The sequence below is a fragment of the Pseudomonas sp. CFBP13509 genome, assembly GCF_005233485.1.
GTDB lineage: Bacteria > Pseudomonadota > Gammaproteobacteria > Pseudomonadales > Pseudomonadaceae > Aquipseudomonas > Aquipseudomonas marginalis.
This window is the reverse complement of the sequence record NZ_QGAA01000009.1, coordinates 1-24,552: the sequence shown is the minus strand read 5'-3', so window position 1 is coordinate 24,552 and position 24,552 is coordinate 1. Positions and strand designations below refer to the sequence as shown.

The 24,552-nt window shown below is 62.6% G+C and carries 22 protein-coding genes; 6 read left to right on the top strand and 16 right to left on the bottom strand.

From position 1 onward, the window contains the following. Positions 1-35: 35 nt before the first annotated feature. Together PspCFBP13509_RS16255 and PspCFBP13509_RS16250 are read left to right on the top strand one after the other, a co-directional pair. The gene (locus PspCFBP13509_RS16255) at positions 36-1,415 is read left to right on the top strand and encodes a DUF2868 domain-containing protein (RefSeq protein WP_065946532.1); all 1,380 of its coding nucleotides are present in this window, start codon (positions 36-38) and stop codon (positions 1,413-1,415) included. Beyond that, positions 1,408-2,775: a DUF3482 domain-containing protein gene (locus PspCFBP13509_RS16250; RefSeq protein WP_137212351.1), complete on the top strand. Its 1,368-nt coding sequence runs from the start codon at positions 1,408-1,410 to the stop codon at positions 2,773-2,775. Before PspCFBP13509_RS16255 ends, PspCFBP13509_RS16250 begins: the two co-directional genes overlap by 8 nt. On the opposite strand, the gene PspCFBP13509_RS16245 is transcribed toward PspCFBP13509_RS16250, so the two are convergent. The 7 genes from PspCFBP13509_RS16245 to PspCFBP13509_RS16215 form a co-directional block, all read right to left on the bottom strand. Then, positions 2,772-3,326 carry a phosphonate degradation HD-domain oxygenase gene (locus PspCFBP13509_RS16245; RefSeq protein WP_137212350.1) on the bottom strand — a complete coding sequence of 185 codons (555 nt, stop codon included), beginning with the start codon at positions 3,324-3,326 and terminating at the stop codon, positions 2,772-2,774. The genes PspCFBP13509_RS16250 and PspCFBP13509_RS16245 overlap by 4 nt on opposite strands. Then, positions 3,326-4,450, bottom strand: a complete 1,125-nt coding sequence (locus PspCFBP13509_RS16240) for a TIGR03364 family FAD-dependent oxidoreductase (RefSeq protein ID WP_137212349.1) — start codon at positions 4,448-4,450, stop codon at positions 3,326-3,328. The genes PspCFBP13509_RS16245 and PspCFBP13509_RS16240 overlap by 1 nt, the downstream gene beginning before the upstream one ends. A 130-nt stretch (positions 4,451-4,580) precedes the next feature. Next, positions 4,581-5,594 (bottom strand): putative 2-aminoethylphosphonate ABC transporter substrate-binding protein, encoded by a 1,014-nt coding sequence (locus PspCFBP13509_RS16235; RefSeq protein ID WP_074847855.1) that lies wholly within the window; start codon positions 5,592-5,594, stop codon positions 4,581-4,583. Between the two features lie 22 nt (positions 5,595-5,616). Beyond that, entirely contained in the window at positions 5,617-7,323 is a 1,707-nt protein-coding gene (locus tag PspCFBP13509_RS16230; RefSeq protein ID WP_137212348.1) for a putative 2-aminoethylphosphonate ABC transporter permease subunit, read from the bottom strand. Position 7,324: 1 nt separating this feature from the next. Then, entirely contained in the window at positions 7,325-8,389 is a 1,065-nt protein-coding gene (locus PspCFBP13509_RS16225) for a putative 2-aminoethylphosphonate ABC transporter ATP-binding protein (RefSeq protein WP_137212347.1), read from the bottom strand. 246 nt (positions 8,390-8,635) lie between these two features. Continuing rightward, entirely contained in the window at positions 8,636-9,499 is an 864-nt protein-coding gene (locus PspCFBP13509_RS16220; protein WP_027606132.1) for a LysR family transcriptional regulator, read from the bottom strand. Between the two features lie 16 nt (positions 9,500-9,515). Continuing rightward, positions 9,516-11,768 (bottom strand): heavy metal translocating P-type ATPase, encoded by a 2,253-nt coding sequence (locus tag PspCFBP13509_RS16215; protein ID WP_137212346.1) that lies wholly within the window; start codon positions 11,766-11,768, stop codon positions 9,516-9,518. An 84-nt stretch (positions 11,769-11,852) separates the two neighbouring features. On the opposite strand from PspCFBP13509_RS16215, the gene cadR reads away from it, so the two are divergent. Next, positions 11,853-12,293 (top strand): Cd(II)/Pb(II)-responsive transcriptional regulator, encoded by a 441-nt coding sequence (cadR, locus tag PspCFBP13509_RS16210; RefSeq protein ID WP_027606134.1) that lies wholly within the window; start codon positions 11,853-11,855, stop codon positions 12,291-12,293. An 83-nt stretch (positions 12,294-12,376) separates the two neighbouring features. Here the strand turns inward: cadR and PspCFBP13509_RS16205 are convergent, their stop codons facing one another. The 3 genes from PspCFBP13509_RS16205 to PspCFBP13509_RS16195 form a co-directional block, all read right to left on the bottom strand. Next, a complete protein-coding gene (locus PspCFBP13509_RS16205; RefSeq protein WP_137212345.1) occupies positions 12,377-13,210 on the bottom strand; it encodes a thymidylate synthase in 834 nt (277 codons plus the stop codon). Between the two features lie 52 nt (positions 13,211-13,262). Continuing rightward, entirely contained in the window at positions 13,263-14,075 is an 813-nt protein-coding gene (gene lgt / locus PspCFBP13509_RS16200) for a prolipoprotein diacylglyceryl transferase (protein WP_065924346.1), read from the bottom strand. 65 nt (positions 14,076-14,140) lie between these two features. Beyond that, positions 14,141-14,923: a sulfite exporter TauE/SafE family protein gene (locus tag PspCFBP13509_RS16195; RefSeq protein ID WP_137212344.1), complete on the bottom strand. Its 783-nt coding sequence runs from the start codon at positions 14,921-14,923 to the stop codon at positions 14,141-14,143. 121 nt (positions 14,924-15,044) lie between these two features. Between PspCFBP13509_RS16195 and PspCFBP13509_RS16190 the strand changes: the two genes are divergently transcribed. After that, on the top strand, positions 15,045-15,791 hold the full coding sequence (locus PspCFBP13509_RS16190; protein WP_137212343.1) for an NRDE family protein: 747 nt from the start codon (positions 15,045-15,047) through the stop codon (positions 15,789-15,791). 86 nt (positions 15,792-15,877) lie between these two features. Here the strand turns inward: PspCFBP13509_RS16190 and ptsP are convergent, their stop codons facing one another. Continuing rightward, the gene (gene ptsP, locus PspCFBP13509_RS16185) at positions 15,878-18,157 is read right to left on the bottom strand and encodes a phosphoenolpyruvate--protein phosphotransferase (RefSeq protein ID WP_027608425.1); all 2,280 of its coding nucleotides are present in this window, start codon (positions 18,155-18,157) and stop codon (positions 15,878-15,880) included. A gap of 22 nt (positions 18,158-18,179) precedes the next feature. Next, positions 18,180-18,659, bottom strand: a complete 480-nt coding sequence (locus PspCFBP13509_RS16180; protein ID WP_003176750.1) for an RNA pyrophosphohydrolase — start codon at positions 18,657-18,659, stop codon at positions 18,180-18,182. Positions 18,660-18,802: 143 nt separating this feature from the next. Between PspCFBP13509_RS16180 and PspCFBP13509_RS16175 the strand changes: the two genes are divergently transcribed. Further along, a complete protein-coding gene (locus PspCFBP13509_RS16175) occupies positions 18,803-19,459 on the top strand; it encodes a histidinol-phosphatase (protein ID WP_137212342.1) in 657 nt (218 codons plus the stop codon). 100 nt (positions 19,460-19,559) lie between these two features. Here PspCFBP13509_RS16175 and PspCFBP13509_RS16170 read toward each other — a convergent pair whose 3' ends face one another. Together PspCFBP13509_RS16170 and ilvA are read right to left on the bottom strand one after the other, a co-directional pair. Then, complete coding sequence (locus PspCFBP13509_RS16170) at positions 19,560-19,973, bottom strand: DUF2269 family protein (protein ID WP_137212341.1); 414 nt, start codon at positions 19,971-19,973, stop codon at positions 19,560-19,562. A gap of 41 nt (positions 19,974-20,014) precedes the next feature. Continuing rightward, positions 20,015-21,529 carry a threonine ammonia-lyase, biosynthetic gene (gene ilvA, locus PspCFBP13509_RS16165; RefSeq protein ID WP_137212340.1) on the bottom strand — a complete coding sequence of 505 codons (1,515 nt, stop codon included), beginning with the start codon at positions 21,527-21,529 and terminating at the stop codon, positions 20,015-20,017. A gap of 136 nt (positions 21,530-21,665) precedes the next feature. On the opposite strand from ilvA, the gene rpiA reads away from it, so the two are divergent. Continuing rightward, on the top strand, positions 21,666-22,337 hold the full coding sequence (rpiA, locus tag PspCFBP13509_RS16160) for a ribose-5-phosphate isomerase RpiA (RefSeq protein WP_065924352.1): 672 nt from the start codon (positions 21,666-21,668) through the stop codon (positions 22,335-22,337). A gap of 18 nt (positions 22,338-22,355) precedes the next feature. Here rpiA and PspCFBP13509_RS16155 read toward each other — a convergent pair whose 3' ends face one another. Beyond that, the gene (locus PspCFBP13509_RS16155; RefSeq protein ID WP_027608420.1) at positions 22,356-23,270 is read right to left on the bottom strand and encodes an SdiA-regulated domain-containing protein; all 915 of its coding nucleotides are present in this window, start codon (positions 23,268-23,270) and stop codon (positions 22,356-22,358) included. 121 nt (positions 23,271-23,391) lie between these two features. Next, positions 23,392-24,318 carry an SdiA-regulated domain-containing protein gene (locus PspCFBP13509_RS16150; RefSeq protein ID WP_065938078.1) on the bottom strand — a complete coding sequence of 309 codons (927 nt, stop codon included), beginning with the start codon at positions 24,316-24,318 and terminating at the stop codon, positions 23,392-23,394. Positions 24,319-24,552 lie beyond the last annotated feature (234 nt).

The following is a 24,552-nucleotide window of genomic DNA, read 5'->3' as shown; positions in this document are numbered from 1 at the left end:
TATGCTCCAAGCTCACTTGCACGACAGGAAGACGCGTGACCGCACTGACCCCCCTGCACAAACTCTGGCTGACGGAAACCGTGCGCCTGCGTGAAGAACACGCCGGCCCCCTGGAAGACCAGGAAGCCAATCGCCTCGCGCGCACGGCGGGCGGCGACCTGCCGACGCGCATCCAGCAGCGCGCCCTGCACCTGGCCGAGCGCGATGGCCTGACCGCCGCCCTCACGCGCTGGCTGCAAGGCGCACGCCTGGCGCTGGTGCTGCTGGCGGTGGTGGCCGTCATCAGCGGCGCGGGGCTGGCCTTTGCTGCGCTGGGCAACGGCTTGACCCCGGTGAATGTGTTCTGGGCCCTGGGCAGCCTGCTCGGCCTGAACCTGATCCTGCTGTTGAGCTGGGCGTTGGGGCTGTTGTTTGCCGGCGAGCACAGCGCCAGCCTCGGGCGCTTGTGGTTGTGGCTCAGTGAAAAACTTGCGCGCGATGCCAAGGCCGCCCAACTGGCCCCGGCGTTGCTGCTGTTGCTGCAACGGCAGAAACTCAATCGCTGGGCGGTCGGTGTGCTGGTCAACAGCCTGTGGTTGCTGGCGCTGCTCAGTGCGCTGGTGATTCTGCTGACGCTGCTCGCCACCCGCCGTTACGGCTTTGTGTGGGAAACCACTATCCTCGGCGCCGACACCTTCGTCGCCGTGACCCAGGCCCTCGGCACCCTGCCCGCCCTGCTGGGCTTCAACGTACCGACCGTCGAGATGATCCGCGCCAGCGGCGATTCCGCCCTGAACATCGAAAGCGCCCGCCAGGCGTGGGCCGCCTGGTTGGTCGGGGTATTGCTGGTCTACGGCCTGCTGCCAAGATTGATCCTCGCACTGCTGTGCCTGTGGCGCTGGAAACGCGGGCGCGCCGCCTTGCGCCTGGACCTCAACCTGCCCGGCTACAGCCCACTGCGCGAACGCCTGATGCCCAGCAGCGAGCGCCTTGGCGTCAACGACGCCGCGCCGGAACAACTGCACCCCGTCACCGGCGGCGTCAGTGAGCTGGACAGCGACGGCGCCTTGCTCGTCGCCATCGAACTGGACGATCAGCACCCCTGGCCACCCAAGCTGCCGGCTAATGTGAAGCACGCCGGCATCCTCGACAGCCGCGAATCGCGCAACAAGCTCCTGGAGCAACTCAGCCGCTTCCCGCCCGCGCGCTTGGCCATCGCCTGCGACCCGCGCCGCTCGCCGGACCGCGGCAGCCTGGCACTGATCGCCGAACTCGCACGCAGCGCCGCCGCCACCCGTGTCTGGCTGCTGCAAGCCCCGCCCGGCCAGGCGCTGGATGCCGAGCGCCTGGGCGACTGGCACAGCGCGCTGCAACAACTGGAGCTGCCGTTCGCCGATTGCGCGCCGTTGAACTGGCTGGAGACCGGTCATGACTAAGCCACTGAAACTCGCCGTGGTCGGCCACACCAACGTCGGCAAGACCTCGTTGCTGCGCACCCTCACCCGTGACGTCGGGTTCGGTGAAGTCTCCCATCGCCCCAGCACCACGCGGCATGTCGAAGGCGCGCGCTTGTCGGTCGACGGCGAAGCCTTGCTGGAGCTGTACGACACACCCGGCCTGGAAGATGCCATCGCCCTGCTCGACTACCTGGAACGCCTGGATCGCCCCGGCGAACGCTTGGACGGCCCGGCCCGCCTGGCCCGGTTCCTGGAAGGCAGCGAAGCCCGCCAGCGTTTCGAACAGGAAGCCAAGGTGCTGCGCCAACTGCTGGCCTCGGACGCCGGCCTGTATGTGATCGACGCTCGCGAACCGGTGCTGGCCAAGTACCGTGATGAGCTGCAAGTGCTGGCCAGTTGCGGTAAACCGTTGCTGCCGGTGCTCAACTTCGTCAGCAGCAGCGACCACCGCGAGCCGGACTGGCGCGAAGCCCTGGCACGCCTGGGCCTGCATGCGCTGGTGCGTTTCGACAGCGTCGCGCCGCCGGAAGACGGCGAACGTCGCTTGTATGAAAGCCTCGCCCTGCTGCTGGAAAACGCCCGGCCGCAGTTGCAGCGCCTGATCCTCGACCAGGAAGCCCAACGCCAGGCCCGTCAACAGAGCGCCGCGCGGTTGATTGCCGAATTGCTGATCGACTGCGCCGCGTGCCGACGCAGCGTGGTGACTGAAGATGAGCAACAAGCCATCAGCGATTTGCGCAAGGCGGTGCGTCAGCGCGAACAAAAATGCGTGGAGGCCTTGCTCAAGCTGTTCGGCTTTCGTGCCCAGGACGCCGCCGCCAGCGATTTGCCGTTGCTCGACGGCCGCTGGGGTGATGACCTGTTCAACCCGGAAACCCTCAAGCAACTCGGCGTGCGCGTCGGCGGTGGCATCGCTGCAGGCGCAGCGGCCGGAGCCGGGGTGGACCTGCTGGTCGGCGGGCTGACCCTCGGCGCCGCCGCCCTGGCGGGCGCCATCGCCGGTGGCGCGTTGCAGACCGCCCGCAGCTACGGCAGCCGCCTGCTGGGCAAGATCAAGGGCCAACGCGAGCTGACCGTGGACGACAGCGTGCTGCGCCTGCTCGCCCTGCGCCAGCGCCAGTTGCTCAAGGCCCTGAACCTGCGCGGCCATGCGGCGATGCACAGCATCAAGGTCGATACGCCCCAGGACAAGACCTGGCGCGAAGGCAAATTGCCGGACGCGTTGCACAAGGCCCGCGCCCACCCGCAATGGTCGTCCCTCAACCCCCAGGCCAGACTGAGCCAGGCCGAACGCCAGGAACAGGTCGAAGCCCTGGCCCAGCGCCTCGACGAGACTTAAGCCGCCAGCAGCTGCCGGGCCTTGGCCTTGAGCACTTCCAGGTCGAGCACCGGCACGTGCATTGCCTTGGCCTGTTCGTCCCAGTGGCGCAGGCGCAGGCTGACCTGACACAGCGGGTCTTGCTCAAACGCCCGAGCCTCCTCGGCCGTCATCACGCCGCCCTGGTAACCCAGGGTGCGGCGGCTGGCTTCGCTCAAGCGTGCGTAGTAGTCCGGCTGGCTGAACGTCAGGTAGCGCTTGGCCTGGACGTGGTACTCCACCAGCCTGGCCAGGCGCTCACTGAAGCCTGCGCGACGCAAATAATCCGCGCCCAACCGTTCATGGCTGGCCACGCCATAACCGCCCATGTTCTCGCCACTCTGGCCACAGAGATGGCCGATATCGTGGAAAAACGCCGCCAGCACCACTTCATCATCGAAGCCTTCGGCCATGGCCAACTGCGCGGCCTGGGACATGTGCTCGATCTGCGACACCGGCTCGCCGATGTAATCCGCCGCGCCGTGCTGCTCGTACAAAGCGAAGATTGTGGCAATCGCCTGTTCCGGGCTCATCACGCCGGCCCCCACAGGGTTGTGATATTGCGCTCGGCCATCGCCGGCCCCACGCTCATGCCCACACCGGTGTGCATCAAGGCAGCGCTCACGCCAGGTGCGGCCTGCACAAATGAAAACGGCGCCGGGCCCCTGGCGCCGTAGACGCCCTGCCAGCGTTCCATTACCTGGATATTGCAACCCAAGGTCTGTTCGGCCAACTCGATCATCCAGTCATCCACCTGCTCGGCATTGAACGGCGAGGCATCGCTGCCGTAGTCGTGGGAGTCGCCGATGATCAGTTCGCCATGGGGCGTCGGGCTGATCAGCAGGTGAATCCCGTGCTCGTGCAAGTGCGGCGCCTCGCGCAGGATCTGCGCCTGTACCGGCGCGGCTTCAGGCAGGTCGGCAAAAGCGCCGTAGTGCACACAACTGAGGCCGGTGAGCAAGGCGTGTTGCAGGTTGAGGTTGAGTGCAGGCCGGGCGCGCAGCATTTGCAGGCGGCAGATCTGCGGGTTGAGTTCGGCGATGGCCTCGGCCAACAGGGTTTGATAATCGTGGCCGGAGCAGACGATAACCTGCTCGCCACGAAAACTGCCTGCCGTGCTGTGCACCTGGCCCGGTTCGACATCGCGCACCAGGGTGGAGAAGTAAAATTCCACACCCAGTTGCTGGCTCAGGTAGTGGATCAGCGCCGGTATCGCCTCGCGCGAATACAGTTGCTGGTCGTCCCGGCCATGCAGCGCGGCGCGGTGATGGCGGAACTGGCCGCCATACAGATCCTTCAACGCCGCGCCTTGCAACAGGTCGACGTTATAGCCGTGTTCACGCGCGCGGCCGGCGCAGAAGGCTTCCAGCAGATGCTCTTCGGCTTCGGTTCGGGCGAACAGGTACGAGCCGTTGCGCTTGAGCTGCAGGCCGGCAACCCGAGCCCATTGCCCCCAGATATCACGGCTTTGCCGTGCCAGGTCAAGCATCGGCCCCGGCGGCTGCCCGGTGACCAGGGCCTGACCGAAGTTGCGTACCGAGGCGCCCAGGGGCGTGGCGCTGCGCTCGAACACCTTGACCTTGAGCCCGCGCCTGGCGGCGGCGTAGGCGTGGGACAGGCCGAGGATGCCGGCACCGATGATCAGTAAATCTGTCATGGAATATGCAACCCTCTGTAGGAGCGAGCTTGCTCGCGAAGAACGTCAACGATAAGGCAGCGCTTCAGGTTATCCGCGCCGTCTATTCGTTCTTCGCGAGCAAGCTCGCTCCTACAGGTAGAGGTGAAAATTATTGTTTCTCCGACTTGCCGTCATAGCGCTTGCGCCACTCAGCCAGGATGCTGTCGCGGTTTTTCGAGGCCCAGCCGAAGTCGTTCTTGATCAACCGCTGCTCGTAGTCAGCCGGCAATTCGGTCTGCGGCTTGGCGATCCCCGGCTGGGCGAGCACAGCGAAGTTGTCCTTGTACAGGTCCATTGCCGCTGTACTGGCGGAGAAGTCAGCGAGCTTTCTGGCGGCGTCCGCATGGGCGGTACCCTTGATCACGGCGGTGGCTTCGATGTCCCAGCCCAGGCCTTCCTTCGGCAGGATGATGTCCAGCGGTGCGCCCTGGCGCTTCAACTGCACGGCCGGATACTCAAAGGAAATACCAATCGGGAACTCACCGGAAGCCGCCAGCTTGCACGGCTTGGAACCGGAGTGAACGTACTGGCCGATGTTCTGGTGCAAGTCGTCCATGTACTGCCAGCCCTGCTTCTCGCCGAAGGTTTGCAGCCACGCGCTCACATCCAGGAAGCCGGTGCCGGACGAGGCCGGGTTGGGCATCACGATCTTGCCCTTGTACTCGGGCTTGGTCAGGTCTTGCCAGCTCACCGGCTTGGTCAGGCCCTGTTTCTCGGCTTCGACCGTGTTGAAGCAAATGGTCGCGGCCCACACATCCATGCCGACCCAGGCCGGTGGGTTGGCGGCGTCACGGTAATTCTTGCCGATCTTGTCCAGGTCCTTGGGGGCGTAATTGTCCAGCATGCCCTGCTGATCGAGGATCGCCAGGCTCGACGCGGCCAGTCCCCAGACCACATCGGCCTGCGGGCGGTCTTTTTCGGCCAGCAGCTTGGCGGTGATGATGCCGGTGGAGTCACGGACCCATTTGATCTCGACGTCAGGGTTGGCCTGCTCGAAGGCTTTTTTGTAGGTCTTCAACTGCTCGGCTTCAAGGGCCGTGTACACGGTCAACTCGGTCTTGGCGAAGGCATTCAGGCTGAATGCAGTGAGTACGGCAGCGACCAGCGCCAGGGGTTTGAACATGGAGCACCTCCTTCAGGGATGGTTATTGGCCGGGCGCGGTCTGGCGCCAGGCTTGGGAGCGGCGCAAGGCGCCACGTGAAGCCCACGCCAGCAGCAGCGAAACGCTGCCTGAGGTGAACAGGATCAGGGTCGACATGGCCGCCGCGCCGCCCACATTGCCGGCGTCGTCCATGTTCAACACGGCGACGGCGGCGAGGATGGTGTCGGGGCTGTAGAGGAAGATCGCGGCGGACACGGTGGTCATCGCCGACACAAACAGGTAGCGCACGATGTCCAGCAGTGCCGGCAGGCAAATCGGTACCGTGACTTTCAAGTAATGGCGATACAGCGGCGCCTTGAGCGACAGCGCCGCCGCTTCGAACTCGGCGTCCAGCTGGCGCAACGCGGTGGTGGCGGTCATTTGTGCGGTGGTCAGGTAGTGAGCAATGGTGCACACCACCAGCAGGGTCATGGTGCCGTAGAACACATGCAGCGGGTTGCCGCTCAGGTTGAAAAAGAACACATAGCCCAGGCCCAACACCAACCCAGGCACGGCCATCGGCACAAAGCTGAGCATGCGCAGCGCCAGGTTCAGGCCCTGCTGGCCCTTGGTCTTTTCCATCAGGTAGGCGCCGGTGAAGATCAATACGCTGCCGATCAATGCCGTGCACAACGCCAGGGTCAAGCTGTTGCGATAGGCCAGCCAACCGCCGCCGGCCGTGTCTTCGAACTGGTAGTGGCTGAGCGACAGCGACAGGTTGTACGGCCAGAACTTCACCAGCGAGGAGTACACCGCCATGCCGAACACCAGCAGCAACACGGCACTGATGAGCAGCACGATAAGCAGATAGGCGCTATCCCTCAGGCGTGACGGCGCCGGCTGGAAGACCTGGGCGCGGCCACTCATGGCCTCGCCGTGGCGACGGCGCAACCAGGCGTCGACGCCAAAGCTGAACAGCGCCGGCAGCAGCAACACCATGCCGATCAACGCACCGCGACCGAACTGTTGCTGGCCGACCACCGCCTTGTAGGCTTCCAGCGCCAGCACCTGGTAATCCCCGCCCACCACCACGGGCACGCCGAAATCCGTAATGGTCAAGGTGAACACCAGGCAGAACGCGGCAAACACCGCCTGGCGCGTGGCCGGCCAGGTGATGCTGCGGAACGCCCGCGCAGGGCTGGCGCCCATGCTCGAGGCCGCGTCGAACAAACGCGCATCGGCCAACGACAACGCCGACAGCAAAATCATCAGGGCATGTGGGAAGGTGTAGATCACTTCACCGAGGACAATGCCCCAGAAGCCGTAGATGTTGTCCGAGAACAGCCCGCGCAACAGGCCCTGGTTACCGAACAGGTAGACCAGTGCAATCCCCGGCAGCATCGACGGCGCCATCAATGGCAGCAGCGACATACCGCGCCAGAGGGCCTTGCCGGGAATCAACGTGCGTTGCAGGGCGTAGGCAAACAGGTAGGCCAGCGGTACGACAATGGCCGCCACGCTGAGGGAGACTTTCAGGCTATTGCCCAGCAGCCAGTGGAAGTTGGCGCTGGTGAGCAACTCCCGTGCGGCGACCAGGCCACCGCCCTGCCCGGCCTCGCTGCTGAAACCGCGCCAGAAGATCGCCAGCAGTGGCAGCAATACGGCGATGCCCAGCAGCACCAGCCAGAGCAGTTTGCCGCCGACCACGAAAATACGGTCGCCGGTTTCGGCGCGTGACGCTTGACGCGCCAGAGTCAAGACAGCGGCCATCTCAGGCAAACACCTGCAGGCTGCGCGGCGGCAAGGCTACCCAGATGTCCTGGGCGCCCAGGCGCGGCATGGCTTCCGGGGCCAGTTCGGCAAGCAGCGGATGGCCGGGCAGTTGCTCCAGCTCAAAGCTCATGCGGCAGCGGTTGCCGAGGAAAGTGATCTCGCGGACCTTGGCCGGGAACAGGTTCTCCTCATGCACCGACGGGTTGACGCTGATCGCTTCCGGGCGGCAGAACAACCGGCCGGACCTGGCCACGCCGGCATCCTCGGCCAGGCGCATGTTCATCCCGCCGACCTGGGCATGGCTGGCACTGTTGCGGCTGAACGGCAGCCAATTGCCCTGGCCGACAAACTCCGCCACAAACGGCGTGGCCGGGCGGTCGTAGATTTCCTGGGGCGTGGCGTATTGCTCGACCTTGCCGTTGTTCATCACGGCAATGCGGTCGGCCATCAACATGGCTTCGTCCTGGTTGTGGGTGACCATCAGGGTGGTGATACCCAGGCGCCGTTGCAGTTGGCGCAGCTCGGTGCACAGATGCTCGCGCACGCGGGCGTCGAGGGCCGACATCGGCTCATCCAGCAACAGCAATGACGGGGCCGGCGCCAGGGCACGGGCCAGGGCGACCCGCTGCTGTTGGCCGCCGGAGAGTTGGCCGGGGTACTTCTTTTCACTACCAAGCAGCCCCACCAGTTCAAGCATCTGGCCGACGCGCTGGCGCACTTCATCACGACCGCTGCCGGTGAGGCCGTAGCCGATGTTCGCTTCGACGGTGAGATTGGGAAACAGCGCGTAGGACTGGAACAGAATGCCGTAGTCCCGCGCCTGGGGCGGCAGCAGGGAAACATCGCGGTCACCCAGGTAAAGTTCGCCGCTGTCCTGGCGTTCCAGGCCGGCAATGCAGCGCAGCAACGTGGTCTTGCCGCAGCCGGAAGGGCCGAGCAGGCACACCAGCTCGCCGGCAGCCACGTCCAGGGACACATTGTCCAACGCCGTAAAGGCGCCGAAGCGTTTCTGGATACCGCGCACTTTCATCGGCGCGCCGGGTTGGGTCAGGGCTGTGTTCATGGTGGCACCTCATCAAACTGATGAAGGCCATGCTAGGCAGGCAATGCGTCGCTCTTATGGCAGGAAGGCAAAAGGCGGCGATAGTGGTATTCGCAGATTTGTGTAGGACGCTTAGCGGTGAGCTGCCTGGTCTACCGCAATCGGGAGCAAGCCCCCTCCCACACTTGACCGAGTTCCAACATGGAAATGCGGGCACCTGTGGGAGGGGGCTTGCCCCCGATTGGTCCCCAAAGCCACTACAAGGCTTTAGATCGGCGACATTTCCTGCGCCAACCCCAGAAACGCCGCCGGCAGACGAGCGCCTTTTCTTTCCTTGAGGCAGTACAGGTACTCGGGAATCTGCGGCGCATGCTCGAGGGTCAGCACCTTCAGCTGCGGGTCATGGGGCACTTCCTGGCGGGCGATGATGCTGATGCCGATATTGCGCAGCACCGCTTCGCGGATCGATTCACGGCTGCCGATTTCCAGCAGCGGCCCGTAACTGACGCCCGCACCTTGCAGCATCTCTTCCGTAAGCCGCCGCGTGGTGGAGCCGGCTTCACGCATCAACAGCGTATGCCCCGCCAACGCACTGAGGGGTACATGGTCGAGCTTGGCCAGTGGATGGTTGCGGTGTACCGCCAGCACCAACGGGTCGGTGCCCAATACACGGCGGATCAGGCGCGGGTCTTCGAGTAACTGCGAGGATGCAGCGACATCGACGCGGTAATCGTCCAGCGCTTCGAGTACCTGCTGGGAGTTGCCGATTTCCACCGATACCTCCACCTGCGGCAGGCGTTCGCGAAAGGCTTTGACCAGGTCGAGGATGTAGTACGGCGCCGTCGCGGCAATCCTCAGTGCGCCCTGGACCTGGCCGCTGTTGCGCAGGAAAAACTCGATGTCCGCTTCCTGCTGCAGCAGCGTCTTGACCATCGGCAGCAGGCGCGCGCCCTCGTCGCTGACGGTGAGGCGGCGCCCGCCACGGTAGAACAGCTCGACGCCGTACTGGCTTTCCAGGTTGCGAATCTGGGTGGTAACGGTGGGCTGGCTCAGGCCGAGTTTTTTCGCCGCCTGGGTGATGCTGCCCAGGCGGGCAACCATAAAAAACGCCTTCAGCTCGGCACTCAGCACACCACCCTCTCATCCTCTATTTGCGCAACAGGCGCAGGCCATTGAACACCACCAGCAGGGCCACGCCCATGTCGGCGAACACCGCCATCCAAATGGTCGCCATGCCGAGGAACGTGACCACCAGGAAGATCGCCTTGATCACCAGGGCCAGGGTGATGTTCTGCTTGAGGATACTCGACGTTTGCCGCGACAAACGAATGAATGCCGGAATCTTGCGCAAATCATCGTCCATCAAGGCCACATCGGCCGTCTCGATAGCGGTGTCGGTACCTGCTGCGGCCATGGCAAAGCCAATCTCGGCGCGGACCAGGGCCGGGGCGTCGTTGATGCCATCGCCGACCATGCCCACCCGGTGGCCTTGGCCGTAGAGGGTTTCGATGGCGTGCAGCTTGTCGGTGGGCAACAGGTCGCCCTGGGCCTGATCGATGCCGACCTGGGCCGCAATCGCCTGGGCGGTGTGGGTGTTGTCGCCGGTGAGCATCAGAGTCTTGATGCCCAGCTCATGCAGTTGCTGGATGGCTTCGCGGCTGCTGTCCTTGACTGTGTCGGCCACGGCGAACAGCGCCAGCGGGCCGGACTTGTCAAGCAACAGCACCACGGACTTGCCCTGTTTTTCCAGGGCGAACAGCTTTTCTTCCAACTCCGGCGAACACAGGCCGAGGTCTTCCACCAGGCGGTGGTTGCCCAAGTGATAGGTCTGGCCATTAATATCGCCGCGCACGCCGCGACCGGCCAGGGCTTCGAAGTTATCCACAACGTGCACCGGCAGGTTTTTATCCACCGCCGCATTGGCGATTGCCAGGGACACCGGGTGGTCGGAACGCCCGGCCAAACTGGCAGCCAGGGCCGGGGCGCTGTCTTCGACAGTGGTGAACAGCGCCAGGTAATCGGTTTGCACCGGCTTGCCGTGGGTGATGGTGCCGGTCTTGTCGAGGGCCAGGTAGTCAAGCTTGTAACCGCCCTCCAGGTACACACCGCCCTTGATCAGGATGCCTTTGCGCGCCGCAGCCGCCAGGCCGCTGACAATGGTCACCGGGGTGGAGATCACCAGCGCGCACGGGCACGCCACTACCAGCAGCACCAGGGCGCGGTAGATCCAGTCGAACCAGGCGCCGGCCATGAACAGCGGCGGGATCAGCGCCACACCCAGGGCGAACAGGAATACGGCCGGGGTGTAGATTTTCGAGAAGCTGTCGACGAACCGCTGGGTCGGTGCCCGCGCGCCCTGGGCCTGCTCCACCGCATGGATGATGCGGGCCAGGGTGGAGTTGTTTGCAGCCGACGTGACCTTGTACTCCAGGGAACCGGCCTGGTTGATGGTGCCGGCGAAGACCTTATCGCCGACGGTCTTTTCAATCGGCAGGCTTTCACCGGTGATCGGCGCCTGGTCGATGGTGGACTGGCCGGCGGTGACTTCACCGTCAAGGCCGATACGCTCGCCGGGTTTTACCCGCACGATTGCGTCCAGCTCAATGCTCTTGACCTCCATTTCAACCCAGCTTCCATCAGCCTGCCGAACCGTGGCCTGTTCCGGTGTCATCTGCATCAAGCCACTGATGGCATTGCGCGCACGGTCCAGGGACTTGGCTTCGATCAGCTCGGCCACGGTAAACAGGAACATCACCATGGCCGCTTCCGGCCACTGGCCGATCAGGACCGCGCCAGTGACCGCGATACTCATCAACGCGTTGATGTTCAGGTTGAGGTTTTTCAGGGCAATCCAGCCCTTCTTGTAGGTGGTGAGGCCGCCGCTGAGGATCGACACCAGCGCTACCAGCGCAATCACCCAAGTGGGCGCGGCGTTGGTGAAGTGCAGTACTTCGGCGCCCAACGCGCCCACACCGGACAACGCCAGCGGCCACCAATGCTTCTTGGCGGGCGGCTCGGCGGCCGGGGTGCCCTCCACGATCGGATCGGCCTGCATACCCAGGGATTTGATCGCATCGATGATCGGCGCGGTACTCGGCAGGTCATGGGTGACGCCGAGGATGCGGTTGATCAGGTTGAATTCCAGCTGCTGCACACCGGCCAGCTTGCCCAGTTTGTTCTGGATCAGCGTCTGCTCGGTGGGGCAGTCCATGGCTTCGATGCGGAAGGTACTCAGGCGCGAGCCGGCGGTGGGCGCCTCGCTCAACTGCACCAGCGCAGGCGCAGGCGTGCCGGAACAGCAGGAACCGCCATGGCCGTGATCGTGCACGGGGGTGAGTTTCTTCGGCCCATGATCATGGTCATGGTCGTGTTTATGCGGGGTGTGAATGGAGTCGCTCATCAGGTCGCGTCCGTAAGGTGCCTGTTGCCAAGTAAAGACCCTGTAGCCACTATAGGGTCAAGCACCCATTTGGAGATTGCTGCAATGAAGATCGGCGAACTGGCCAAACTGACCGATTGTCCGGTGGAAACCATCCGTTATTACGAGAAGGAAGGCCTGCTGCCACCCCCGGCACGCACCGAGGCCAACTACCGCGTGTACACCCAGGCGCACACCGAGCGACTGATCTTTATCCGCAACTGCCGCAGCCTCGACATGACCCTGGAAGAGATCCGCAGCCTGCTCGGGCTACGGGACAGCCCCCAGGACCAGTGTGAAAACGTGAATGCGTTGATCGACGAGCATATCCACCATGTAAAAGCGCGGATTGACGGGCTGCTGGCGTTGCAGGAGCAGTTGCTGGACCTGCGCCAACGCTGTGGCGGTGGGGACCACTGCGGGATTTTGCAGCGACTGGAGGTCAACGGCGGTGTAGCCGCCAGCGAGGCCGAGCCCTCACACGTAGGCAGAAGCCACGGGCATTAACCGGACCAAATGTGGGAGGGGCGGTGCGACGATTCGACTTGCCCCCTCCCACACAAGCCCACACCCTTAGACTGAGGCAGCCTTTAGATAGCCACGTCGGCCTTGATGCTTGGATCAGCGTCATAGCCCACGATTTCAAAGTCTTCGAACTTGTAATCGTAGATCGACGCCGGCTTACGCTTGATCACCAGTTCCGGCAGCTTCTTCGGCGTGCGCGCCAGCTGGGTGCGGATCTGCTCCATATGGTTGCTGTAGGCGTGGGTGTCGCCGGTGGTGACGATGATCTCGTGGGGAATCAGGTCGCATTGCTGGGCCAGCATATGTGTCAGCAGTGCCAGGGCGGCGGTGTTGTACGGCAGGCCGAGGAATACGTCGGAACTGCGGATGTACAACTGCATCGACAGATGGCCGTCATGCACGAACGCCTGGTACAGCAGGTGGCACGGTGGCAGGGCTTGTTTGCCGTTGCGCGCGTTTTCCTGCGGGCTTTTGGTTTCGTCCGGCAGGTACTCGACGTTCCAGCCGTGGAACAGGATGCGACGGCTGTTGGGGTTGGTCTTGAGCGTGTGCACCATGTAGTCGATCTGGTTGATCGTGCCGCCATCCTTGGTCGGCCAGGCGGTCCACTGCTCGCCGTACACCGGGCCCAGGTCACCTTCTTCGGTGGCCCACTCGTCCCAGATTTTCACGCCGTTTTCGTTCAGCCACTTGATGTTGGTGTTGCCGCTCAACATCCAGATCAGCTCGTTGGCGATGCTTTTGAAGTGAAGCTTCTTGGTGGTCAGCAGCGGGAAGCCGTCGGCCAAGTTATGCCGATACTGACGGGCGAACACGGCCTTGGTGCCGGTGCCGGTACGGTCGCCTTTGGTCAGGCCATTGGTCACGACGTCGTTCAGTAGTTCGAGATATTGCTTCATGTCATTACCCGTATCGTTGAAGCCGAGACCTCGCGGGCCTCGGCATTCGAATTTAAAGCGCGGTGTGCTTCAGCGGTTGCGGGCGATTGTACGCCCACCACAGCAGGCCCAGGCCGACCAGGATCATCGGAATGCTGAGCACTTGTCCCATGGTCAGCCAGCCCCACGCCAGGTACCCCAGCTGGGCATCCGGCACGCGCACGAACTCGACGATGAAACGGAAGATCCCGTAGAACAGCGCGAACATGCCGGAAACGGCCATGGTCGGGCGTGGTTTGCGCGAAAAGAGGTACAGGATAAGGAACAGGGCCACGCCTTCCAACGCGAACTGGTACAGCTGCGACGGATGGCGCGGCAGTTGCGCCGGGTCGCTGAACGGCGGGAACACCATGGCCCACGGCACGTCGGTCGGCTTGCCCCACAACTCGGCGTTGATGAAGTTGCCGATGCGCCCGGCGCCCAGGCCGATCGGTACCAGCGGCGCGACGAAGTCCATCAGTTGGAAGAACGACTTGCCGTTGCGCCGGCCAAACCACCAGGCCGCGATCATTACGCCGATAAAGCCACCGTGGAATGCCATGCCGCCTTTCCACACTTCGAAGATCAGCGTCGGGTTGGCGATGTAGGCCGAGAGATCGTAAAACAGCACATACCCCAGGCGCCCGCCGACGATCACCCCCATCGACAACCAGAACACCATGTCGGAGAGCTTCTCCTTGGTCCAGGTCGGGTCGAAACGGTTCAGGCGCCGGGAGGCCAGCAGCCATGCACCGCCGATGCCGATCAGGTACATCAACCCGTACCAGTGGATTTTCAGCGGACCGATGGCCAGGGCCACCGGGTCGATCTGCGGGTAAGGCAGCATTGCGACTCCTCGTTAAATCATTCGTTATGGCAACCGGACCATGCCCGGGCGCGATTAAGCCTGCGTTACAGCAAAAAATTCAAACCGACACAAAACAGCAAGCCGGCGAACAACCGCTTGAGCAAGCGCGGCGACAACCGGTGCGCCAGGCGTGCGCCGAAACGGGCAAACACCATGCTGGTCAGGGCAATGCCCAGCAGCGCCGGCAAATACACGAACCCTAGACTATGAGCGGGCAACAGCGGGTCATGCCAGCCCAGAATCATGAAACTTAACGCACTGGCCAAGGCAATCGGCAGGCCACAGGCGGACGAGGTGGCCACCGCTTGTTGCATCGGCACGCTGCGCCAGGTCAAAAACGGTACGGTCAGCGAGCCGCCGCCAATGCCGAAAATCGCCGAAGCCCAGCCAATCAGGGTACCGGCCACAGTCAGGCCGAGCTTGCCCGGCACCGTGCGGCTGGCCTTGGGCTTGACCTCCAGGGCCAGTTGCACGGCGATGATCAGGGCGAATACGCCGATGATCTTCTGCAAGTGGGGGCCGGAAATCGCCTCGGCGGTCAGCGCACCAAAACCGGCGCCGAGCAGGATGCCCACGGTCATCCAGACAAAGATCGGCCAACGCACCGCGCCACGTCGGTGGTGCTCACGCACGGCATTGACCGAGGTAAAGATGATCGTCGCCAGGGAGGTGCCCACGGCCAGGTGGGTAAGCACCTGCGGGTCGAAGCCCTGCAAGGTGAAGCTGAACACCAGCACCGGCACGATAATGATCCCGCCGCCCACGCCAAACAGCCCGGCGAGTACGCCCGCGCACGCGCCCAGCAGCAAATACAGCAGAAATTCCATGGGAGCCCCCAAACCAGGTCCGGCATGTTAACGGATGGAAGGCATGCGACCCAACTGGATACGATGGAACGCCGCTGCCGGTGTGGGTAGAGTGGCAAAAAACACAAACGGGAATCGCCTGATGTGCCTGATTGTTTTTGCCTGGCGGCCGGGCCATGCCCAACCGCTGATCGTCGCGGCCAACCGTGATGAGTTCTACGCCCGCCCCAGCCTGCCGCTGGCGCAGTGGCCGGATGCGCCCGAAGTCTACGCCGGCCGCGATCAGGAAGCGGGCGGCACCTGGCTGGGCGTGAATGCCGATGGGCGTTTTGCTGCCCTGACCAATATCCGTGATCCGCACCAGCCGCCGGCACGCAAGTCCCGCGGGGAGCTGGTGGCACGGTTTCTCAGTGGTTCGCTGCCGATTGACCAGTATTTGGCCGAGGTTAACGGCCGTTCGATTGAATATGCCGGGTTTAACCTGCTGGTGGGGACGCGGGAAGAGTTGTGGCATTACAACGCCAATCACACCGAGCCGACGCAGTTGAAAGCGGGCGTGTATGGGTTATCCAATGCAGGGCTGGATACACCTTGGCCGAAACTGCTTAAGGCCAAAGCCGCGCTGAGTGAGTTGCTGAACGATCCCCAGCCCGAAGCGCTACTGGAGATTCTGAGCGATCCGCAGATTGCACCGTTTGCCGAGCTGCCGGATACCGGCGTGGGGTTGGCGACGGAGAGTTTGCTGTCGAGTGTGTTTATCGCCAGCCCGAGTTATGGGACACGGGCGAGCACGGCGTTGATTGTGAATGCCGATGGCACGCGGCGGATGGTGGAGCGAAGCTTTGGACCGCATGGTGGGCGGCTCGGAGAGGTAGAACTCAAGTTCTGACGCTGATGCCGTCTTACCCAGCAGCGCGCCCGACGCAGCCTCGCTTGCGCTCGACAGCTGCTACGGGCGGGGGCTGCGTATCGCCATTAAAGGGTCTTGGCAGACGCCGGGTTGATCATCCGCGTCAGCCCCAGGTTTTTCAGCGCCAATTGCAGCGAGCTGTGGATAACCTGCGGGTTGTCGATGGTCATCAACTCCGCCAGCAGATCCTTGGCCATGCTCAGTTCAACCTGGCGCAGCATCCACTTCACCTTCGGCAGGTTGGTGGCGTTCATCGACAGGCTATCAAAGCCCATCGCCATCAACAGCACCGCTGCCGCCGGGTCACCGGCCATTTCACCGCAGATGCTCACCGGCTTGCCTTCGGCATGGGCGTCGCGCACCACGTGTTGCAGGGCTTGCAGCACCGCCGGGTGCAGGTAGTCGTAGAGGTCGGCCACCCGTGGGTTGTTACGGTCCACGGCCAGCAGGTACTGGGTCAGGTCGTTGGAACCCACGGACAGGAAGTCCACCTGCCGCGCCAGTTCCTTGGCCTGGTACACCGCCGCCGGGATTTCGATCATCACGCCAATCGGCGGCATCGGTACGTCGGCGCCTTCGTCGCGCACTTCGCCCCAGGCACGGTGGATCAGGTGCAAGGCTTCTTCCAGCTCATGGGTGCCGGAGATCATCGGCAGCAGGATGCGCAGGTTGTTCAGGCCTTCGCTGGCCTTGAGCATGGCACGGGTCTGCACCAGGAAGATTTCAGGGTGGTCGAGGGTAACGCGAATACCGCGCCAGCCGAGGAAGGGGTTGTCTTCCTTGATCGGGAAATACGACAGTGACTTGTCGCCACCGATGTCCAGGCTGCGCATGGTCACCGGCAACGGGTGGAAGGCGGACAGTTGCTCGCGATAAATCGCCAGCTGCTCCTTCTCACTCGGGAAACGCTGGTTGATCATGAACGGCACTTCGGTGCGGTACAGCCCCACGCCTTCGGCGCCGCGCTGTTGCGCGCGCGCCACATCGGCCAGCAGGCCGGTGTTGACCAGCAGCGGTACACGGTGACCGTCGAGGGTCACGCACGGCAGTTCGCGCAAGGAATCGAGCCCGAGCGCCAGTTGCTTCTCTTCTTCCACCACCTCGGCGTATTGCTTGCGCAGGACTTCGCTGGGGTTGGTAAACACCTCGCCGCGATGCCCATCGACGATCATGTCGATACCGTCGACCTTGGAGTACGGCAGGTCTACCAGGCCCATCACCGTCGGAATGCCCATGGCCCGGGCCAGGATCGCGACGTGGGAGTTACCCGAACCCAGGACCGAGACCAGGCCCACCAACTTGCCTTCGGGCACTTCGCCGAGCATGGTGGCGGTCAGTTCTTCACTGATCAGGATGGTGTTGTCGGGGTAGACCAGGTTGGTGCTGCGGTCTTCCTGCAGGTAGGCCAGCAGGCGGCGGCCGAGGTCGCGCACATCCGAGGCCCGCTCGCGCAGGTAGGCGTCGTCCATCAATTCGAAACGGTTGACGTGATCGGTGACCACCTGACGCAGCGCGCCCTGGGCCCACTGGCCGGTCTTGATCACGGTCTTGACTTCGTTCCCGAGGGACGCGTCGTCGAGCATCATCTGGTACACGTCAAACAGCGCGCGCTCTTCGGGGCGCAACTGGGTGGCCAGCTTGGTCGACAGGTTGCGCATGTCGGCGCGCACGCCTTCCAGGGCCGTCTTGAACAGTTTGATTTCAGCGTCGATGTCGTCGACGTGCTTGTCCGGCACCACATCGAGGTCGGCCGGCGGCAACATGACCACGGCAGTACCGACCGCCGCACCCGGCGAACCCGGTACACCGACGAACTTGGCTTCCTGGATACCCTTGCCCTGGCCGCCCAGGCCGCGAATCGAGCCGGTGGCTTCGGCGTGGGCGATAACCCCGGCGAGCTGCGCGCTCATGGTCACGAGGAAGGCTTCTTCGCCCTCGTCGAACTGGCGACGTTCTTTTTGCTGGATGACCAATACGCCGACGACGCGGCGGTGGTGAATGATCGGTGCGCCGAGGAACGAGGCGTAGCGCTCTTCGCCGGTTTCGGCAAAGTAGCGATAACGCGGGTGATCGGCCGCGTTTTCAAGGTTCAGGGGTTCTTCACGCGTCCCCACCAAGCCCACCAGACCTTCATTGGGCGCCATGCTGACCTTGCCGATGGAGCGCTTGTTCAAGCCCTCGGTGGCCATCAGCACAAAACGGTTGGTCTCTGGGTCCAGCAGGTAAACCGAGCAGACCTGGCTGCCCATGGCTTCCTTGACGCGCAACACAATAATCCCCAACGCCGCCTTGAGATCCTTGGCGGAGTTAACTTCCTGGACGATCTTGCGCAGCGTATTGAGCATGGCTCGGGGTCGAACTCCGTCGTCAGTCGCGCGCTAAAAGGCGCGGGGCAAGCTCTTTGAGAGCGCGACGATAAACCTCGCGCTTGAATGTCACCACCTGGCCCAGCGGGTACCAATAACTGACCCAACGCCAGCCATCGAACTCCGGCTTACCGGTCAAATCCATCCGCACCCGCTGCTCGTTGGAGATCAGGCGCAGGAGAAACCATTTCTGCTTCTGGCCGATGCACAGCGGTTGGCTGTGGGTACGCACCAGGCGTTGCGGCAAACGATAGCGCAACCAGCCCCGGGTACAGGCCAGAATCTGCACATCTTCACGCTCAAGGCCGACTTCTTCGTTCAACTCACGGTACAAGGCGTCTTCAGGGGTTTCGTCGGGGTTGATTCCGCCTTGAGGAAACTGCCAGGCATCTTGGTTGATTCGGCGAGCCCATAGCACCTGTCCGGCATCATTCGTAAGAATAATCCCGACATTAGGACGGAAACCATCGGGGTCGATCACGGCAACAACCTCGCAAACGCATGTCGCCGCATTGTTCCACAAAGGTTGTTCCAGCGGCAACGAGGCTTCTTACCTTATGTGCACTCTTGTGAAAAGACCGTATTCTGGACGCCTTTTTACAGACTTTTCAGCGAGTAACTGCAATGCGCCTGGCTTTATTCGACTTGGACAACACCCTTCTCGGCGGTGACAGCGACCACGCGTGGGGCGATTACCTCTGCGAACGGGGGATTCTCGACGCGGTCGCCTACAAAGCCCGCAACGACGAGTTCTACCAGGACTACCTGGCCGGCAAGCTGGACAACGCCGCCTACCTGAACTTCTGCCTGGACATCCTCGGCCGCACCGAGATGGCCCAGCTGGACGAATGGCATAACGACTATATGCGCGACTGCATCGAGCCGATCATGCTGCCCCTGGCTGCTGAACTGCTGGCCAAGCACCGCGCCGCTGGCGACAAGCTGGTGATCATCACCGCCACCAACCGTTTCGTCACCGCGCCAATTGCCGCACGCCTGGGCGTCGAGACGCTGATCGCCACCGAGTGCGAGATGGAAAATGGCCGCTACACCGGGCGCAGCACTGATGTGCCGTGTTTTCGTGAAGGCAAGGTGACGCGCTTGAATCGGTGGTTGGAAGAGACTGGCTACAGCCTGGAAGACAGTTACTTCTACAGCGACTCGATGAATGACCTGCCGCTGTTGGAGCAGGTGACGCATCCGGTGGCGGTGGATCCGGATCCGAATCTGCGCGCTGAAGCCGAGAAGCGGGGTTGGCCGGTGATTACGCTGCGTAGCTGATGGCCCTATCGGGAGCAAGCCCCCTCCCACACTTGATTTGTGAACACAGTCAAATGTGGGAGGGGGCTTGCTCCCGATGCAGGCGACACGGTCCAAAGCCTTAAACCGGCTTGGCGCCCATCAACCCGGCAATCGCCACAAACCCCGCCAGGCTTACCACCGCCAGCACCAAGGTGAAATTCAGGCTGCCGCCCTCGCCTTTGCGCAGCCGGTTAAGCCGTGCCACCAGCCAGAACCAGGCCAGCGCGGCCACGGTGTAGAGGATGCTGGAACCCAGGATCCAGGTCTGCCCCAGCGGCCAGCCGACCAGGTGCACCAGCCACCAGCCGGTAAACGGCATGCTGACCATGCAAACGCCCATCAGCAACCACACGAACGCCCACGGGCGCTGCACAGTCACGGCCGGGCCGTCGCTGCGCTTGCGCCAGGCCAACAGCGCCAGGCCGAGGCCGCTGAGCAGCAGCAACACCGTGGCGGCGATGTGGATAACTTTGAGGGTGGTCAGGGTTTCCATATGTCGTTTTCCTTAAAGGCCGCCCCAATCAGCGTAGTCGCTCAACCGAGAAACAGTTTGTAGGCCGGGTTATCGCTTTCATCCCAATACGGGTAGCCAATGGCCTCCAGGGCCGCCGGTACCAGATGGCGCTCGTTCGCCGGCACTTGCAGGCCGGCGACCACACGGCCGTCAGCGGCACCGTGGTTGCGATAGTGGAACATCGAGATGTTCCAGCGTCCGCCCAATTTATTAAGAAAGTTGAACAGCGCCCCCGGACGTTCCGGGAATTCGAAACGGAACACCACTTCATCACTGACCTTGGCCGCATGCCCGCCGACCATATGGCGGATGTGCAACTTGGCCAGTTCGTTCTCGGTCAGGTCCAGCACCGGGAAACCCTGGCCGGTGAGGCTGGCGATCAGCGCACTGCGCGGGTCGTTTTCCGGATGGGTCTGCACGCCGACAAAGATGTGCGCTTCGCTGCCGGAGTGGTAGCGGTAGTTGAACTCGGTGATCTGGCGCTTGCCCACCGCCTCGCAGAACGCCTTGAAGCTGCCCGGTTTCTCAGGGATGGTCACGGCAATAATGGCTTCGCGGCCTTCACCCAGCTCGGCGCGCTCGGCCACATGGCGCAGGCGGTCGAAGTTGACGTTGGCGCCGGAGTCGATGGCCACCAGGGTTTGCCCGCTGATGCCACGGGTCTCCACGTATTTCTTGATGCCTGCTACGCCGAGCGCGCCGGCCGGCTCGGTGATGGAGCGGGTGTCGTCGTAGATGTCCTTGATCGCCGCACAGATTTCATCGGTGCTGACGGTGATCACTTCATCCACATAGTGTTTGCAGATGTCGAAGGTGTGCTGGCCGATCTGCGCCACCGCCACGCCATCGGCAAAAATGCCCACGGTGGGCAGCACCACACGCTCGCCGGCAGCCATGGCAGCTTGCAGGCAGTTGGAGTCGTCCGGTTCGACGCCGATGATCCTGATCTCCGGGCGCAGGTATTTCACGTACGCCGCAATGCCCGCGATCAGCCCGCCGCCGCCCACCGGTACAAAAATCGCGTCCAGGGGCCCCGGGTGCTGGCGCAGGATCTCCATCGCCACGGTGCCCTGCCCGGCAATGGTGTGCGGATCATCGTAGGGGTGAATGTAGACGTAGCCTTTTTCGTCGACCAGCTTCAGCGAGTAGGCCAGGGCTTCCGGGAAGGAATCGCCGTGCAGCACCACTTTACCGCCACGGGAGCGCACGCCTTCGACCTTGATCTCCGGAGTGGTCTTGGGCATCACGATCGTGGCCTTGACCCCCAGCACCTTGGCCGCCAGGGCCAGGCCCTGGGCATGGTTGCCCGCCGAGGCCGTGACCACGCCGCGTGCACGCTCTTCAGCCGTCAATTGAGTCAGCTTGTTGTACGCGCCGCGAATCTTGAACGAGAACACCGGCTGCAGGTCTTCACGCTTGAGCCAGACCTTGTTGCCCAACCGCTCGGAGAGCTGGCGGGCGGTCTGCAGCGGGGTTTCTACGGCAACGTCATAGACGCGCGAGGTGAGGATCTTTTTGACGTACTGTTCAAGCATCGGCGGAAATCACTGGGCGGGTTGGGCAGGGCCAAGGAGTCTAACCCAGCGTTTGGCCGGGCGACCACACGAATCCGGAGGTTTTGTTGGGTTATACTCGCGCCCCTCTTTACTCCCCGCCCGTTCCGGAGCCCGCATGACCCAGGATCAACTCAAACAGGCAGTGGCCCAGGCCGCCGTCGATTTAATCCTTCCCAAACTCGACGACAAGAGCATCGTCGGTGTCGGCACCGGCTCCACCGCCAACTGCTTTATCGATGCGCTGGCCCGGCACAAAGGCGCATTCGACGGCGCCGTGGCCAGTTCCGAAGCCACCGCCGCGCGCCTCAAGGGCCATGGCATTCCGGTGTACGAGCTCAACACCGTGAGCGACCTGGAGTTCTACGTCGACGGCGCCGATGAAAGCGACGAACACCTGAACCTGATCAAGGGCGGCGGTGCAGCCCTGACCCGCGAGAAGATCGTCGCGGCGGTGGCCAAGACCTTTATCTGCATCGCCGACGCCAGTAAGCTGGTACCGGTGCTCGGCGCGTTCCCGCTGCCGGTGGAAGTCATCCCGATGGCTCGCAGCCACGTAGCCCGCGAACTGGTAAAGCTCGGTGGCGATCCGGTGTACCGCGAAGGCGTGTTGACCGACAACGGCAACATTATCCTCGACGTGTTCAATATGCAGATCACCCACCCGGTGGAGCTTGAGACCCAGATCAACGCCATCGTCGGCGTGGTCACCAACGGCTTGTTCGCTGCGCGTCCGGCGGATGTGCTGCTGCTGGGCACTTCCGAAGGCGTGAAAACCCTTAAAGCCTGATGCAAAACCCAATGTGTCTCAGGGATTGGGTTTCTTGAACACGTAGAACAGGTTCGGCTCGCTGACCAGGTACAACGTACCCTCGTCATCCATGGCGATTCCTTCGGCCTGGGGCACCCGTTTTTTCAGGCCATGGCGCCCATTGAGCAGAGACAGGCTGCTCAATGGGCGACCGTCGATGTCCAGCTCCAGCACCAGGAACGACTCGTCCGACAGCGCCAGCAAATGACCGCTGCGCTCGTCGTATTGCAGGCTCGACAGGTCGCGTACAAACAACCCGGCATCGCGCTTGGGGTTGTTGATCACGTGCACCGAGTAGGTTTTTTCCGGTTTGAAATGGGGAAAGCCGTGGACCTCGTAGATCAGCATCGGGTCGCGTTCCTTGGCCACGAACAGGCGCTTGCCCACCGAGTCATAGGCCAACCCCTCAAACCCCTTGTTGCCCCCGACATGCAGGCCCAGGGTCATCTGTTCCGCATCGGCGGCGTCGAGGAATTGGGTATCGTCGTCCACATGCACCTTGATCAGCCGCTGCTGGCGCTCGTCGGTGATGACATAGATGTTGTCGCTGATAAATTCCACCGCCTCGGCATCACCAAACCCCACCAACGGGATGCGTCGCAGGATCTTGCCCTCAAGGGACAGCTCGATCAGCTCGGCGTTTTTATTGGTGACGGTAAACAGGCTCTTGCGTACCGGATCGTAGGTGAGGGCCGAGACATCGTCGTCGAGCCCTTCGATAACCTGGGCTTCAAGGGTCACTCGGTAATCCGCCAGGCCGATGGAGCGCTCGTCCGCCGGCTGACGCCAGGCCTGCCAGTTGAACCAGGCGCGCTCGAACAGGCGAAAATGCTGCGCAACAGCCCCGGCGCTGACCAGGGCGATCAACACCAGCATAAAAAGAATGGGTTTGGGGCGGGCAAATCGACGCATCGGGCGGTGCTCAAAGTCAAAAGTGGCGAATGAATATCACGCCTGTCTGAATTTAAACTTAAACGCGCCCCGGTGTCTGGCGAATGCCGCTAATAGAGAAATATCCGACGTGATTCGTCTGTTATTTCTGCTTTTCGAAACGATAGAACAGGTTTGGCTCACTGACCATATAGAGCGTGCCGTCCTCATCCATCGTTACCCCCTCCGCACGAGGGATGGTGTTCTTGAGGCCGTTGAAGCCACCGAGCAGGGTCATGAAGCTGACTTGTTCACCCTTCTCATCCAACTCCAGCAACAAGTGGGAGTCGGCCGATAACACCAGCAGATGGCCGGTGCGCGGGTCGATGGCCAGGGCCGAAAGGTTGCGCATGTCCAGCTCTTTGCTGGCCAGTTTCTGTTTATCGCCGACAAGGGTCTGGCTGCCGTCGCTTTTCCAGGTGAACAACGCCGGCGGCCGCTCTTCTCCCAGCACAAATTGCTGATTGCGCTTGTCCCAGGTAAGCCCCTCGAACGCTTTGTTCTGATCCTTGGACGGGCCCAGGTCATAGCTCGGGAAGTCGGCCTTGTTCAATTGCTGGGTGGCAGCGTCGATCTTGACGATGGTCAGGTTGTGCTGGCGTTCGTCGACCACGGCCATCAGGCCATTTTCCATCACGGTCACGCCTTCCGGGTTGTCCCAGCCATTGAGCGGCATCTTGCGCAATACATCGCCTTGCAGGCTCAGCTCGACAAGGAACGGGTTTTTACCCATGACGGAAAACAGGGTTTTGGTCTGCGGGTTATAGGAGACGTCCGAGGCTTCGTCTTTCTCCATGCCCGGCAAAACCTTGGCGTCGATGACAACGTGATAGTCAGGCAACCACACACTTTCGCTGCGCTCGGCGGGCGTTTCAAAGCCCTCCAACAGCCACAGCACGCCGCGATCGTCCCAATGCATGGCCCAGGAAATGCCGTACACGATGGCACCCGCCAGAAATAGCCAGGAATACCAGCGCAAGGCAAAGCGAGAGCGCGGCTTGGGTGTGGCGGAAGGCAGGGACACGGCCATTGGGTGCTTTTCCGGAAAGTCAGCGGTAGGTGATAGCACAGGATCAATGGACCCGCGCGCAGGAGGCTGAGGATTATCCGGATGGGGTGTGAAAAAAATGCAAAAGCCGATCCACGAGATGGATTCGGACCCAATGTGGAAGGGGGCAAGCCCTAATGCCAGTCAGTTAAGCGTACATCGCCTCCTGTAGGAGCGAGCTTGCTCGCGAAAAACGTCAACGATAACGCGTGCTTC